The organism is Bradyrhizobium sp. CCBAU 45394 (assembly GCF_028128655.1).
In the GTDB taxonomy this organism is placed as follows: domain Bacteria; phylum Pseudomonadota; class Alphaproteobacteria; order Rhizobiales; family Xanthobacteraceae; genus Bradyrhizobium; species Bradyrhizobium diazoefficiens.
Genome location: NZ_LBIX01000167.1, coordinates 26,528 through 41,666 on the forward strand (window position 1 = coordinate 26,528; position 15,139 = coordinate 41,666).

Below are 15,139 nucleotides of genomic sequence, written 5' to 3' on the forward strand. Positions count from 1 at the left end.
CGGCGCTCTGGTGGTAGCTATCTGGTAGCTACAGCAACTCACAAGCCCTCGACGATTTCCATAAGCGTTTGATTTTGTTGGTACAGTTGGGTGGGCTCGAACCACCGACCTCCTGTTCCACAGACAGGCGCTCTAACCAACTGAGCTACAACTGCATCCTTGCGAGCCGCCCCTGGGGCTACCTGAAAAGGCCGGTCACCGAGCGGGGCTGGACGGGGCGGAAACTAGGTGCAACGGCCGTTTTTGGCAAGGCCGCAAACGGGCGGAATCCACCCTCAAACGACGTTATTTCCAAAGGAAAACCCGGGCCTGGGCCCGGGTTTCTTATTATTTGGGCATGATCTTGTCGGAAGACCGCCGTGCACTTCGCGCGCGGCCCTTCGGGTCCGGATCAGGCCCTGATCAAACCGGCCCCGTCGCTCAGGCGGCGGGCGGGTAGAGCTTCGAGGCGCTGGCCTTGATCGGCTCGGCGGCGGCGGTGGCGGCGCGCTGGGCGATCTCGGCGAGCTCCTTGGCCTGGGCCTGGAAGGTCTCGAGCTGCTTTTTGCCGTGGCTGCTCCACAGCGCGAACGCATCCGACGGCGACTTCACGCCGAGCAGCTCCTGGGTGAAGTCCAGATGGGCGGTCGTATTGGCCTTCATGAACTCCATCAGCTTGGCGGTGTACTCGTTCGCGCCCTTGCTGGCGGACGAGAACACGGCCTCGATGGTGCCGTTATGGCTTTCGGCCGCGTCCTTGAACTTGGCGTAGCTCTCGCGCGCCTGCGAAACGCCCTTTTCGGCGAACGCACGCACCTGCTCCGGCACCTCGAACGGGATGATGGAGGCGGAGAATGGATCAGTCGCACCTGTCATTGTTGTCCCTCACGATCATGGAAAATGGAGTGAGCCTTCTGGCGCGCCCGCCGGCCAACCGGGGCCATCTGTTGGCGGGTACGAAGACTGGATACGCGTAACGAAAAAGATGGCTCGTCCAACGCCCAGCAGTATCTCTGCGTAACATGTCAACATTGTGCAGCGCAACGCGATCCGGGGTGCGCAGGGAAAATTTAATCCCGGAGAGGATGAGGTTCCGGGGTACGGGAACCCGTGGTTGAGGTGCACTTCGTCATTCCGGGGAGCGAGCGGAGCGAGGGAGCCATGATGCGCAATTGCGCATCTGAGAATCCATCGGGCTACCGGAGATCGCGGGGAAATGGATTCCGGGTTCGCGCCAAGGGGCGCGCCCCGGAATGACATCCCCCGGAGGGGCTCGCGTGCTTCGGCCGGGCTACACCCATGCAGCGCGCGAATCCTGCGGATGCAGCGTCTGCGCGGCTTGCGGGGTTGGCCGGATTAAGGTTATCGCGGCTTTAGGGCTTCCCCCGTAGGCTGGGGCCGTGGACCTGCCCGCGCCTGCGCGCGATACTAACCCTTTCTTAAGGCTGTCATTCCCGGCAGCCCTAAGGCTAGAGGCGTGACAGCGAGACCAAAAGCCGGTTGGATGAGTCATTCGGATTTCCAGTTGCGAGGCGTGGGCGATCCCCGGCTGGCCGTGCATGCGACCTCCCCGCTGCCTGCGTGGCTCTGGTCGGTCGACGGCGCGCGCGTGCTGTGGGCCAATCCGGTCGGCGCAAAATTCTTCGGCGCGGCGCATGCCGCAGTGCTGGCGGAAAAGACGTTCGGCCCGGCCGACAGCCATCGCCGCCAGGTCGCCCGGCTCGCCCGGCAGCTGCCGGCGAGCGGCACGGTGCGGCTCGAACGGCTGCGCGGCTTCGGCGCCCGGCTCGGCACGTTGATGACCTGCGCCTGCACACGGCTGAGCTTCGCCGATGGCGGCCAGGCCGTGCTCGTCACCGCGATCGACCCTTCGGTGCGCACCATGCCGCTGGTCGAGCGCCTGCATCGCCTCGTCGCGGGCGCCAAAATGCCGATGGCGGCGTTCGCGCCCGACGGAATGTTCGTCGGCGCCAGCGAAGCCGCCCGCGCCCTGCTCGGCTTCCGCGATCTCGGCGAAGCCGGGCTCGAACGGGCCCGCGGCGATGCGCTTCGCAACGGCCGCGCCGAGACGCCGATCGGCATCGGCCAGATGGTGCTGCAACGGGTCGGCCTCGGTGCCGATATCGGCCTGGTCGCGCTGATCGAGCCGGCCGCCGCGCAAGCGGCAGCGGCGAGCGATGCCGCCCCGGCCGCATCCGCGCCGGAGAGCACGCCTGAAGTCACGCCCGCGGCGCCGATTGAATCCACGCCGCAAGCCGCCGAGGCTCCGAACGCACCGCCGCCGTCGAACCAAGCGCCGGCCGCTATCGCGATGTTCGACGCCTTCGCCGAGCCGGCCGAAACACCCGCGCCGGCCGAGGCGATCGCGCCCGCGTTGCCCGCGAGCGAGGCGGCGCCGGAGATCGCAACGGTCGAGGAGACTGTCGAAGAAGCCATCGACGACGCTCTCGAAGAGACGGTCCAAGAGCCGGCCGAACAACCGGCTGACGCGCCGAAAACTCCGGTTGAAAACCACCCCTCAGCCATTGTCTCGCCGCAGGCCGCGCCGATCTCTACCGGCATGGTCGAGCCGCTGTCGGGTCCCGCAGAGACGCCCGCGCCGCATCAGCATCCGCTGCGCTTCCTCTGGCAGATGGATGCAGAGGGCCGCTTTGTGCTGGCGTCCTGCGAGTTCATCCGCCTGATGGGCGCGCACACGGCCGCCGGCTTCGGCCGCCCCTGGCGCGAGATCGCCGAGCAATTCTCGCTCGACCCGGAGGGGTGCGTGGCGCAGGCGCTGGCCAGCCACGACACCTGGGCCGGGATCACCGTGAACTGGCCGGCGGACGGCGGCGAGCATCTGCCGGTCGAGCTCGCGGGCCTGCCGGTCTACGACCACGCGCGCAATTTTGCCGGCTTCAAGGGCTTTGGCGTCTGCCGCGATCTCGACGGCCTCAACCGGCTCGATGCGCTCCGGCGCTTCGAGCTGCTCGCCGAACCGCCGGCGCAGCACGGCCTGTCCGCCGACATCGCCGAGCCAGATCCGGAGCCCGTGGCAGAGGCGCCGCCGCCGCCGGCCGAGCCGCCTGCACCCGAGCCTGAGCCCGCACCCGAAGCTGAACTGCCCGCCCCCACCCTCGACGCGAATTCACATCCAACCGATCCGGAAACGCCAGTGGAAACGCCTCCCAACGTCGTGCCGTTCCGCCCGCCCGGCGATACCAGATCACCTGGTGATCAGAGATCGCCGACGCTGACGCCGATCGAGAACAGCGCGTTCAACGAGCTCGCCCGGCAATTGTCCGAGCGCCTCGAACGCGAGCGTGAGACGATCGCCACCGCGACGACCGAACCGCCGGCGGAGAGCACGCCCGAACCGCTGATCGAGGCGCCGCACGCGGCCGAATGGCTGACCGAGCCGGAGCCGCCGGCGCGCGGCCACAGCATGCGCGACCGCGCGCTGCTCGACCTCTTGCCGACCGGCATCCTGATCTATCGGCTCGACCGCCTGCTCTACGCCAACCCGGCGTTCCTCGCGCGCATGGGCCATGCCAACGTGAGCGCGCTGGAGAATGCCGGCGGCCTCGATGCGCTCTATGTCGAGCCGGGCGTATCGCCCGCCAGCAGCACCTCGCAAGGCGGCACGCCGGTCACGATCAGCGCGACGCTTCCCAACGGCGATGAGCCGCTTCCGACCACCGAGGCGCATCTGCACACGATCGACTGGGACGGCGAGAGCGCGCATGCGCTGGTCTGCGCGCTGCCGGCTGCTGCGCCTATCGTTGCTGCGCCCGCCGTTGCCGAGCCTGTCGTTGCGCCGTCCGTTGTCGCCGAGCCTGTCGTCACCGAGCCACTTGTCGCGGAGTCCTTCCCCTACGCGTCCGAGCTCGAGTCCCAGGCCGGCGATGCGGACGCCGAGGATCTCGCCGCGATCCTCGACACCACGGCCGAGGGCATCGTGATGTTCGATGCGGAAGGCAACATCCTCGTCTGCAACCGCAGCGCCGAAGCGCTGTTCGGCTACGACGGCGAAGCGCTGCTCGAGCAAAACCTGGTGTCGCTGTTCGCGCCGGAGAGCCAGCAGATCGTCGCCGACTATCTCGAAAGCCTGAAGAGCCAGGACATTTCGAGCCTGCTCGACCACGGCCGCGAGGTGCTGGGGCGCGAGAAGAAGGGCGGCGTCATTCCGCTCGCCATGATCATGGGCCGCACCAGGCCCGACGGCCCGAACTTCTTCGCCGTGTTCCGCGACCTCTCCCAGAGCAAGAAGGGCGAGAGCGAGCTGACGCAGGCCCGCCGTCTCGTCGACGGCGCGGCCAATGCCAAGGCCGACATGCTGGCACGGATCAGCCACGAGATCCGTACGCCGCTCAACGCCATCATCGGCTTTGCCGAGGTGATGATCTCCGAACGCTTCGGCACGCTCGGCAACGAGCGCTACGGCGAATACATGAAGGACATCCGCGCCTCCGGCGAGCGCGTCATCGCGATCATCGACGATCTGCTGGAGCTGTCGCGGATCGAGACCGGCAAGCTCGACCTCAACTTCGCCAACCTCAACCTCAACGACCTCGTCGAGGCCTGCGTCGTGGTGATGCAGCCGCAGGCCAACCGCGAGCGCATCATCATCCGCACCTCGCTCGGCCATGCGCTGCCGCAGGTGAGCGTGGACGCGCGCGCGATGCGGCAGATCACCATGAACCTGATCTCGAACTCGATCCGGCTCGCCAGCGCCGGCGGCCAGGTGATCGTCTCGACCGCGCTCAACGATCGCGGCGAGGTCGCGCTTCGCATCCGCGACACCGGCCATGGCCTCAGCGAGCGCGAGGTCGCGGCCGCGATGGAGCCGTTCCGCACCCCGCCGCCGGGCGATGCCGAGGACAACTCCGCGCTGAGCCTGTCGCTGACCAAGGCGCTGGTCGAAGCCAACCGCGCCCGGTTCAACATCAAGAGCGCAGGCCACGGCACGCTGATCGAAGTGGTGTTCGCGCCCGCGCTGGCGCGGGCGTGAGGCTCGGCGAAATCAAACCTGGTCGACTGGGCGAGGACCACCTCTCCCCAGCGGAGAGGTGGCGCGAGCCCGCGGTTCGACCGATCGAACCAAGCGCGAAGGCTCACGCCGCGCGGACGGTGTCGCTGCGCGGTACTCAGGGAAATGCTTGCGCCCCGATGGATTGGCCGAACCATCGGGACGCGGCCTGAGCAACCTCCTCATGGTCGGGCACACCATCGCAGGCCCACGCGACGAAGCCGTCGGGGCGCAGCAGCACGGCACTCAGGCCCAGCCGGTCCTTCGCGTCATCGGCGACATATGTGATCCGGTCGCTCCAGCGGCTTGCAAGCATCCGAAGCGGCGCACGGGCGCCGAAGTCCAGCAATATCCCTTTCGCCGTCCTGAGACGTTCTCCGACCGTCGTCCCGTCAGCGAATTCGAAATCGGGAACACTCCGGCCGACAAGCGGATGGCTGCCACCGAGATCGTAGTGGAGCGAAACGCCGCGCACGCGCTCGGCGAAATAGGTCGCACCGTCCCGCGTCCCGATGAGATCGCGAATGATGGCTTGAAGCGCGCGGGTGCTCGGCGTCGGCCGCATGATCGCGACCTGCGCGCGCGACCAGTCGAGGATTTGCGCGCCCACAGGATGCCGCTCGCGCGAATAGCTGTCGAGGAGATCGGCCGGTGCTTGCCCGCGGATCGTCGCCGCCAGCTTCCAGCCCAGGTTCATCGCATCGCCAAGACCAAGATTGAGGCCCTGGCCGCCCAGCGGCGAATGGATGTGGGCAGCATCGCCCGCCAGGAGCACCCGCCCTCTGCGATACGTGGTTGCCTGATGGGCTCGATCCGTCCAGCTGGCGGCGAGCCGAAGCGCCGTGACGGTGACGTCGGTGCAGGAGACGCGACGCAGGACGCTCTGCACATGCTCGCGCGTGATCGGCTCGGTCCGGTGGAAAGCTCCGCCGTCGAAATCGACCATCGCGATCGTCCCGGGCCGCGCATAGGTATACATGCCGGCGGGCGTGTGGTTGCGGCCCTGGCGAAGCCTGTCCGGATCGGCCAGCTCGACATCGATGGAATAGCCCGTGAACTCGGGGTCGGTGCCGACGAAGTCGAAGCCACCGATCTTGCGTACCGTGCTGCGGCCGCCGTCGCATCCGACAAGCCAGCGTCCCCGGAAGGTCTCGCCGGCCGCCTGCACTGTCACGTCTTCGCTCGAGGCGACAACGGCATTCACGGCAAAACCGCGCCGGATCTCGACGCCCATGCTGCATGCGCGCGCGGCCAGAACGGATTCGAGCGTTTCCATATCGACGGCGAGGTTGGCGTCGGCTGACGTTGGCAGACGCCAGGACCACTTCGCGGCATCGATGTTGTCCTGATAGAACTGGATGCCGGCGAAATGACCCGCGGGCCGTCGCGTCTGCTGCATCCAGTGGGCTGCACGCTTGATCGCGCCTGAGGCGGGCTGCTGCGCGGCCACGATCTCTTCCAGCAGGCCACGCCGGTGAAAGGCCTCGAGTGTGGAGATCGAAAGACCGCGCAGGCCATACGGGAGTTGCTTCAGGGCCGAATGCGAATCTTGCGATTGCTCCAGCACCAGCACCTGGAGACCGGCGAGCTGCAACTCGCACGCGAGAAACAGGCCGACGGGACCGGCACCGGCAATGACGACGTCGTATGGAATCGAGGATTGATCGTGCATGAGACGCTCCTGTGGTCGATGTTCGACCGGAGCGTTCCCTGGCTCGAGAATCACACGGACGAACGATTGGGCGCCCTGGTGGCGTCCGATGTTCGTCGCGGGGATCTCGTGCACAAGGCCAAAGACCAGAGCTTTCGTTACCGAAAGGACTTGGGCTTACCAGACCAAGTCTGCCTTTTCCGACGGAAGACGTATAGTTTCGTGACGATCGATCTGCAACGAAAAAGGCACGGCGCTTGCGGCGCCGTGCCTTTCACATTCATGTGGCCCGGATCAGCTGTAGATCTCGAACAGGCCGGCGCCGCCCTGGCCGCCGCCGATGCACATCGTCACCACGCCCCACTTCGCCTTGCGGCGCGCGCCTTCCTGGAGCAGGTGGCCGGTGAGACGTGCGCCGGTCATGCCGAAGGGATGGCCGATCGCGATCGAGCCGCCATTGACGTTGTACTTGGCGGGATCGATGCCGAGCTGGTCGCGGCAATACAGGCACTGGCTGGCGAAGGCCTCGTTGAGCTCCCACAGATCGATGTCGTCAATCTTGAGGCCGGTGCGCTTCAGAAGCTTCGGAATCGCGAACACCGGGCCGATGCCCATCTCGTCGGGCTCGCAGCCGGCGGTCGCCCAGGCGACGAAACGGCCGAGCGGCTTGAGGCCGCGCTTCTCGGCGTCCTTGGCTTCCATCAGCACGACGGCGGCGGCGCCGTCCGAGAGCTGGCTGGCATTGCCGGCGGTGACGAACTTGCCGGGGCCCTTCACCGGCTCGAGCTTGGCAAGGCCCTCCAGCGTGGTCTCGGGCCGGTTGCACTCGTCACGGTCGACGACGTAGTCGACGATGCTCTCCGCCTTGGTCTGCTTGTCGACGACCTTCATCTTCGTCTTCATCGGGACGATCTCGTCCTTGAACTTGTTCGCCTGCTGGGCCGCGGCCATGCGGCGCTGCGATTCCAGCGAGAACTCGTCCTGGTATTCGCGGCTGAGCTTGTAACGCTCGGCGACGATGTCGGCGGTGTCGATCATCGCCATGAAGATGTCGGGCGCGACCTTGAGCAGTTCCGGATCGATCGATTCCTTCGGCGTGCCACCGCCGGGCACCGAGATGCTCTCGACGCCGCCGGCGACGATGCAGTCGGCGCCGTCGGAGCGGATCGAGTTGGCGGCCATCGCGATGGTCTGGAGCCCTGAGGAGCAGAAGCGGTTCACCGAGACGCCGGCGGTGGTCTTCGGCAGGCCGGCGAGCAGAGCGGCCTGGCGGCCGATGTTCGGCGCGCCGTGGGCGCAATTGCCGAGGTAGCAGTCCTCGACATAGTCCTTGTCGACGCCGGCGCGATCGACCGCGTGGCGGATGGCGTGGGCCGCGAGCGACATCGGCGGCGTGATGTTGAACCCGCCGCGGCCGGATTTCGCAAGACCCGTGCGCGCATAGGAAACGATGACGGCTTCACGCATTGTTTTCTCCCTTGTCGAACGATTTTGAACGGAGCGTCCTGGTCGCCATTGGTACACAAAGTTGGAAGGCTGCGGGAGAAATAAAAACGCCGCCCCCGGTGAGGGAGGCGGCGTTGTTCCGCGGGTCGGAATATATGATACGCGTCATTCCGGGGCGGCTCGAAGAGCCGAACCCGGAATCTCGAGATTCTCAGGTGCGCAATTGCGCACCGGAGTTTACTCTTCGCGTGCCCCGGAATGACGGAGTGTCAGAACGTCAGCGCCTTGGCCTGCTTGACCTGCGGCAGCGCCTGCACCTTGGCGAGCACGTCGGCCGGCACCGCGCCGTCGACCTCGACCAGCGCGATGGCGTCGCCGCCCAGCTTGACGCGGCCGAGATGGAAGGTCGCGATGTTGAGCTTGGCGGCGCCAAGCAGGCTCGCGAACGCGCCGATGAAGCCGGGCTTGTCCTCGTTGGTCACGTAGATCATCGACTTGCCGAACTCGGCATCGACGCGGATGCCCTTGACGTCGACGAGGCGCGGCTTGCCGTCATGATACACGGTGCCGGAGACCGAGCGCTCCTGGCGCTCCGTCGCCACCGTGACGGTGATCAGGCTCTCATAGTCGCTCTGGGCGGCGCGCACGATCTCGTCCACCACCATGCCGCGCTCCTTGGCGACCACGGGCGCGGACACCACGTTGACCTCGCCCAGCATCGGCCGCAGCAGGCCCGACAGCACGGCGGAGGTGATCGCCTTGATCTTCATCTCGGCGACGTGGCCCTCATAGGTGATCTCGACCTTGAGGATGCCGCTCTCGGTGAGCTGGCCGGCGAACGAGCCGAGCTTCTCGGCGAGCGCGATGAACGGCTTCAGCTTCGGCGCTTCTTCCGCCGTGATCGAGGGGAAGTTGACCGCGTTCGAGATCGCGCCGGTGAGCAGATAGTCCGACATCTGCTCGGCGACCTGGAGCGCGACGTTCTCCTGCGCTTCGGTGGTGGAGGCGCCGAGATGCGGCGTGCAGATCACGTTGGGATGGCCGAACAGCACGTTGGTATTCGCGGGCTCCTCGACGAAGACGTCGAAGGCGGCGCCCGCGATGTGCTTGGAATTCAGCGCATCGACCACCGCCTGCTCGTCGACGAGACCGCCGCGGGCGCAGTTGATCAGGCGCACGCCCTTCTTCATCTTGCCGATCGCGGCAGCATCGATGATGTTCTTGGTCTTCTCGGTCAGCGGGGTGTGCAGCGTGATGAAGTCGGCGCGCTTGAGGAGGTCGTCGAGATCGACCTTCTCGACGCCGATGTCCTTGGCGCGCTCCGGCGACAGGAACGGATCGAACGCGACCACCTTCATGCGCAGGCCGAGCGCGCGGTCCGCGACGATCGAGCCGATATTGCCGCAGCCGACCACGCCGAGCACCTTGCCGGTGATCTCGACGCCCATGAAGCGGTTCTTCTCCCACTTGCCGGCCTGGGTCGAGGCGTCGGCCTGCGGGATCTCGCGGGCGAGCGCGAGCATCAGGGTGATGGCGTGCTCGGCGGTCGTGATCGAATTGCCGAACGGCGTGTTCATCACGATGATGCCCTTGGCCGTGGCGGCGGGGATCTCGACGTTGTCGACGCCGATGCCGGCGCGGCCGATCACCTTGAGGTTGGTTGCCTTCTCGAGGATCTTGGCGGTCGCCTTGGTCGCGGAGCGGATCGCGAGGCCGTCGTAATTGCCGATGATCTCGGCGAGCTTGTCCTTGTCCTTGCCGAGATTGGGCTGGAAGTCGACCTCGATGCCGCGATCCTTGAAGATCTGCACGGCGGCGGGCGAGAGCGCGTCGGAAATGAGAACTTTGGGTTTGGTCATGGGAATGATCCTCTACCTTCCTCGCAAAGAGGGGCGGCCTTCGGGAGCAGGGTGATGCTGTTTCTTCTCCCTCTCCTCGTTCTTACGGGGAGAGGGTTGGGGTGAGGGGCAGCCACAGGCGAAGGTACTCGCGGAGAGAGCCCCTCACCCGGATTGCTGCGCAATCCGGCCTCTCCCCGTAAGAACGGAGAGAGGCTAAGAAAGCTCACGCCGCCTTGGCGAGCTGCGCCTTGGTCTCGGCGAAGGCCCAGTCGATCCACTGGGTCAGGAGCTCGACGTCCCTGGCCTCGACAGTGGCGCCGCACCAGATGCGCAGGCCGGCCGGTGCATCGCGATAGTAGGCGAAGTCGTAGCCGGCGCCTTCCTTCTCGACCAGCGCGACCAGCTTCTTGGAGAACTCGGCCTGCGCGTCGTCCGAGAGCGCGGTGAGCGCGGGATCGATGAACTTCAGGCACACCGAGGTGTTGGAGCGGATCGAAGCGTCCTTGGCCAGGAAGTCGATCCAGGGCGTCTTCGCCTTCCAGTCGGCCAGCACCTTGGTGTTGGCGTCGGCGCGCGCGATCAGCGCCTTGAGGCCACCGATCGACTTGGCCCAGTTCAGCGCATCGAGATAGTCCTCGACACAGAGCATCGACGGCGTGTTGATGGTCTCGCCGACGAAGATGCCTTCGTTGATCTTGCCGCCCTTGGTCATGCGGAAGATCTTCGGCAGCGGCCAGGCCGGCTTGTAGGTCTCGAGCCGCTCCACCGCGCGGGGCGACAGAATCAGCATGCCGTGCGCGGCTTCGCCGCCGAGCGCCTTCTGCCAGGAGAAGGTGACGACGTCGAGCTTGGCCCAGTCGAGGGCCTGCGCGAACGCCGCCGAGGTGGCGTCGCAAATGGTCAGGCCTTCGCGGGTCGCGCTGATCCAGTCGGCGTTCGGGACGCGCACGCCTGAGGTGGTGCCGTTCCAGGTGAAGACGACGTCCGACTTCGGATCGACCTTGGAGAGATCGGGGATTTCACCATAGGCCGCATTGAGCTTGGTGACGTCCTTGAGCTTCAATTCCTTGACGATGTCGCTGACCCAGCCTTCGCCGAAGGATTCCCAGGCGAGCGTGGTGACGGGCCGCGCACCAAGCAGCGACCACAGCGCCATCTCGACCGCGCCGGTATCGGAGGCCGGCACGATGCCGATGCGATAATCGGCCGGCACTTCAAGCACTTCGCGCGTCAGATCGATCGCGAGCTTGAGCTTGGTCTTGCCGACCTTCGCGCGATGCGAACGGCCGAGCGCTGCGTCCTTGAGATTTTGGGCATTCCAGCCGGGGCGCTTGGCGCAGGGGCCGGAGGAGAAATGCGGCACGTTGGGCCGCGAAGCGGGCTTCGCTACAGTCATATTCTACCCTTCCAGATAGTAAGCCTCCCGTTGGGGGGAGGTGTCCCGCCGCGGCTGATACGGGAAACGGGAAGAGTCGTCAAGGAAGTTCCGGCACCTCACGCGCGAGTGATGGCGCTTCCGGCGCGATATCGGGGGATTCAACCCTGGCGAGCGCGTTCAGCAGGTCCGTGGCCTCGCTGATCAGTTGCGCGGCTTTGCGTCGGCTGCCGACCTTCAAAATGCATTTGTCATTGGCCTGCACAACGTAGTCGTTGCCGACCTTGATCATCGAATAGCTTGTCATCGAAATCCCCGAACCGACCGAGCTCGGTGTCTGACGCTGCCGTAGCACCGTTCGTTCCCGGCTCAACGTGAACGACGGCTGGGTAGTTTACCGGCTCTTAACATGAACGAATGCGCGATCCGAATTCGCTGATTACGCAAGGCGCGCGACCGGAGCCCCATTCCGATACAATCGGAATGGGGCTCTTGATTTTGGTGTTGACGCGTTTTCTTTACGCGAACCGGTATCCACTTCGCTCGAAAACGCTCTTACTGCCTCAAAAGCGGACAGTCATGCCGACATGACTCGCTGTGAATCCGAGCCGCTTGTAGAAGCGCTGCGCGTCTACTCGCGTCTGATGCGTCAACAGCTCGACCAGGTTGCAGCCACGCGCTTTCGCTTCCGCGATGGCCCATTGCACCAATTGCTCGCCGATGCCGCGGCTGCGACAATCGGCGGCAACGCGCACGTCTTCGAGCAGACCGCGGATGCCGCCTTGCGAGCTGATGCCTGCCAGCACAGCAAGTTGCAGGCAGCCGACCACCCTGCCCTCGCTCTCGGCAACCACCAGCGCGAGATTTGGATCGCGCTCGACCCGCGCGAACGCCTCGTAATAGGCGGCAGGCAGCGGCTCCTCCACGCGCTCGCGGCCGCGCCCGAGATGATCGTCGGCGAGCATCGCCACGATCGCAGCGACGTCCTCGCGGCGTGCGCGACGAATGGAGACGGATTCGGCGTTCATACGGAAACTCCAGGACTCAGCGCGCCGGCGGCAGGCCGAGAAAGGTCTCGACTTCGCCGATCCAGCGGCGGACCGCCGCGTAGCGACCAAGATCGAAGCCGCCCTCATGCGCGACGCGCGTATAGGCGAGCAGCGAGACGTCGGCGAGCGAAACCGCTTCGCCGGCGAAGAAGCGGCTACCGGAGAGATGCTGCTCCATGCGGTCGAGCGCCGCATAGCCGCGCTTGACCTTTTCGGGATCAAGCTCGGAGGCGTCCTTGCCGAGATAGACGAGCTGAAAGCGGCACACCGCGATATAGGGCTCGTGGCTGTACTGCTCCCAGAACAGCCATTCATCCATCTTGGCAGCAGTAAAGGCGTCGCGCGGGATCAGCGCGCTGTCGCGGGCGAGGTAGCGGATGATGGCGTTGGACTGCGCCAGCGTGCGGCCGTCGTCGAACGCAACGGTCGGCACCTGGCCGGCGCCGTTCATCGCCAGAAATTGCGGCGTGCGCGTCTCGCCCTTGCGGGTGTCGATGTCGATCCAGTCGTAGGGCAATGCGAGCTTGTCGCAGACCCACTTCACCTTGAGACAATTGCCGGAGTTGGTATCGCCGTAGATCTTCATCGCTGCCGCCCCGCTTCGGAGCGACAGAGCATCAGGACGGAGGGAAACTGTCAACCGCGCTGCGGCGATCCAGCGTCAGAACTTGTAGCCGAGTCCGACGCGCGCATTGTTCAGCGTCACCGAGGTGTTCATGACCGGCGAGAATTTCACGTATTCGTATTCCACGCGCGCGAACAGACCGTCCCAGATGCAGTATTCGACGCCGAGGCCGGCGGTCCAGCCCACCGCGAATGCGTTGGTTCGACGCTGAGTCTGCGACTGAGACTGAGCCGGAACGGCCTGCGGCGCTCCGAAGGTGGTCGTGGTCAACGTGGCGCCGCCGACGACAATCGTATTCGTCACATCCTGACGCAAATCCACAATGCTCGTCACCGAGCGGGACACGTCCATTCGGCCAACCGCAGCGCCCATGAAGGCATACGGCATGAAATCGCCGCCGTCCCAACCCACCCGGCCCCGGAGCGTGATCATGTCCTTGACTTTCGCCGCGGCAGTGCCGGTCAGCGTCACGTCATAATTGTCGGTGACGTTCGCAGCGTGTGCGTCGCCGGGCGGGTTGACGATCGTGAGCGAGTTGGTGCCCGACGTGAGCGTCGAGAGGTTGTTGAAGTAGCTGTAGGTGCCCTCAAGACCGAGAATGGCATCGTACCATTGCCAGTTGCGGCCGACGAAGGCGCCGAAATTTGTGCTCTGCGTGTTGGTCTTGTTCATCAGCGACCAATTCGCGGTCGGCTGCTGCAGCACGCTGTCGCGGAAAATGAAATTGGTCAGGCCGACGACGCTCTGGCTGAAATCGGTCGCGTCGGCCGTGTAGCCGCCATTGACGCCGACATAGGCGCCATCCCAACGATGGGACGTCTTGGACAGACCGTCGGTGAAGCCGCCGCGCAGGACGGGCAGATCCGGCATGTCGGCCGCGTGTGCGGCGGATACAGATCCGAACACCGCCGCCACCAACCAAAGCCTACGCATTGCAACGCTCCAAATCGAACTCGAACTTTCGCCATGATCATGGCTCGTTAACCTTAACCAATGGTTGCGCCGGAGCCCTTCGTCGCCGCGAGCAATGAAAAATACGCAAAGCAAAACGGCGCGGGATGATCCCGCGCCGTTAAGAAGTCCTAACCGATGAGGCTGACGATCAGCCCTTGGTGACGAGCGGCGGCGGCACGTAGGCCGGCGGGCTGTTGAGATCCCAGCGCACGCCGAGCTTGAGGTCGTGCGAGGTGAGCTCCTTGAGCTTGATCGAGGTCGGGCCCGAAGCGCTGTTGTCGAACAAGCGGAAGTTGCCGGGCGCCGCGTCGCCGAGGTTCATGTAGCTGTAGGCCAGTTCGACGGTGAACCCGGGATTGACCTTGTAGGCGAGACCGGCGTGGGCGGCCCAGGCGAAGTTCCACTTTCCGCTGTCGGCGAAGTAGGCAACGCTGGCGCTCGGGGTCGGGGTCAGTGCGGCGAGATAGGCAATGCCGTCGTCGCGGAAGCCGCTGATCTTGTTGTAGGAGCCGCCGACACCGGCGCCGATGAACGGGGTGATGCACCACCAGGTGCCGAGATCGACATAGGCGTTGGCCATGACGACCCACTCGGACTTGCTGCCGCTGTAGTTGTCGGAACCGACGAAGCCGGGCCCAATGACGTTGTCCGCACCATGCAGGTTGGCCTTGCCCCGGTACTGGCCGATCACGTCCGCACGAAACCAGTTGTTGAAGCGATAGCCGACGCCGAGGTCGAACAGCGGGGACGAGTCGAAGCCGAGTCCCTCCGTCGTCTTCGTAAACCCGGGCGCTACGGTGGCCTCGATGCTCTTGGCGCGCTGGTTGGTCATGCCGATGTCACCGCGCAGATACCAGCCGCCGAAGTCGGCGGGCGGAGCCGGCGGCGCGTACATGGGAGGGGGCGCCGCGATCGGCATATCGGCGGCGAACGCCATCGACGAGATCAGGGATGCCGCACCCGCGGCAAGGAGAGACTTAACGCTACGCATTGGCTTCGTCCTTATGGCCGGTGAGGCAAAATGCAGACGCCTCACGTTCTGGAAACTCACGGCCCGGACGATGGCAGCAAATGTTTAAGCGCCACTTAACCCTAATTTTTAAGGTTGATTTTTTCTGACTGTACACGCGGATGCGGCGGAAGCGTTGCAAAAATGCAGCGCCCTTTGTCCTCATTTGCTAACGATGTATGAAGCCGCGTTGCTGCAAAAA

General features: G+C 65.3%; 11 protein-coding genes and 1 tRNA gene. 1 reads left to right on the forward strand and 11 read right to left on the reverse strand.

The genetic code is table 11. From position 1 onward, the window contains the following. Positions 1–78 precede the first annotated feature (78 nt). Positions 79–155: transfer RNA gene (locus WN73_RS24115), tRNA-His, on the reverse strand. Between the two features lie 265 nt (positions 156–420). Beyond that, positions 421–855 carry a phasin gene (locus WN73_RS24120; protein ID WP_011090130.1) on the reverse strand — a complete coding sequence of 145 codons (435 nt, stop codon included), beginning with the start codon at positions 853–855 and terminating at the stop codon, positions 421–423. A 628-nt stretch (positions 856–1,483) separates the two neighbouring features. Here WN73_RS24120 and WN73_RS24125 point away from each other — a divergent pair. After that, the gene (locus WN73_RS24125; protein ID WP_271555153.1) at positions 1,484–4,969 is read left to right on the forward strand and encodes a PAS domain-containing sensor histidine kinase; all 3,486 of its coding nucleotides are present in this window, start codon (positions 1,484–1,486) and stop codon (positions 4,967–4,969) included. Between the two features lie 136 nt (positions 4,970–5,105). Here the strand turns inward: WN73_RS24125 and WN73_RS24130 are convergent, their stop codons facing one another. From WN73_RS24130 to WN73_RS24170, 9 genes are all read right to left on the reverse strand, one after another. Next, positions 5,106–6,659, reverse strand: coding sequence for an FAD-dependent oxidoreductase (locus WN73_RS24130; RefSeq protein ID WP_271555278.1), 1,554 nt, complete (start codon positions 6,657–6,659; stop codon positions 5,106–5,108). Positions 6,660–6,932: 273 nt separating this feature from the next. Then, positions 6,933–8,105 carry a thiolase family protein gene (locus WN73_RS24135; protein WP_011090135.1) on the reverse strand — a complete coding sequence of 391 codons (1,173 nt, stop codon included), beginning with the start codon at positions 8,103–8,105 and terminating at the stop codon, positions 6,933–6,935. 248 nt (positions 8,106–8,353) lie between these two features. Continuing rightward, on the reverse strand, positions 8,354–9,943 hold the full coding sequence (gene serA / locus WN73_RS24140) for a phosphoglycerate dehydrogenase (RefSeq protein WP_028174707.1): 1,590 nt from the start codon (positions 9,941–9,943) through the stop codon (positions 8,354–8,356). A gap of 205 nt (positions 9,944–10,148) precedes the next feature. Then, positions 10,149–11,321 (reverse strand): phosphoserine transaminase, encoded by a 1,173-nt coding sequence (locus WN73_RS24145; RefSeq protein ID WP_011090137.1) that lies wholly within the window; start codon positions 11,319–11,321, stop codon positions 10,149–10,151. 79 nt (positions 11,322–11,400) lie between these two features. Then, the gene (locus WN73_RS24150) at positions 11,401–11,592 is read right to left on the reverse strand and encodes a hypothetical protein (protein ID WP_236842134.1); all 192 of its coding nucleotides are present in this window, start codon (positions 11,590–11,592) and stop codon (positions 11,401–11,403) included. A 271-nt stretch (positions 11,593–11,863) separates the two neighbouring features. After that, the gene (locus WN73_RS24155; protein ID WP_028174705.1) at positions 11,864–12,328 is read right to left on the reverse strand and encodes a GNAT family N-acetyltransferase; all 465 of its coding nucleotides are present in this window, start codon (positions 12,326–12,328) and stop codon (positions 11,864–11,866) included. Between the two features lie 16 nt (positions 12,329–12,344). Beyond that, the gene (locus tag WN73_RS24160) at positions 12,345–12,935 is read right to left on the reverse strand and encodes a glutathione S-transferase family protein (protein ID WP_011090139.1); all 591 of its coding nucleotides are present in this window, start codon (positions 12,933–12,935) and stop codon (positions 12,345–12,347) included. A 75-nt stretch (positions 12,936–13,010) separates the two neighbouring features. Next, positions 13,011–13,907 carry an outer membrane protein gene (locus WN73_RS24165; RefSeq protein ID WP_011090140.1) on the reverse strand — a complete coding sequence of 299 codons (897 nt, stop codon included), beginning with the start codon at positions 13,905–13,907 and terminating at the stop codon, positions 13,011–13,013. A 169-nt stretch (positions 13,908–14,076) separates the two neighbouring features. Next, positions 14,077–14,919: an outer membrane protein gene (locus WN73_RS24170; RefSeq protein WP_028174704.1), complete on the reverse strand. Its 843-nt coding sequence runs from the start codon at positions 14,917–14,919 to the stop codon at positions 14,077–14,079. Between the last annotated feature and the right edge of the window lie 220 nt (positions 14,920–15,139).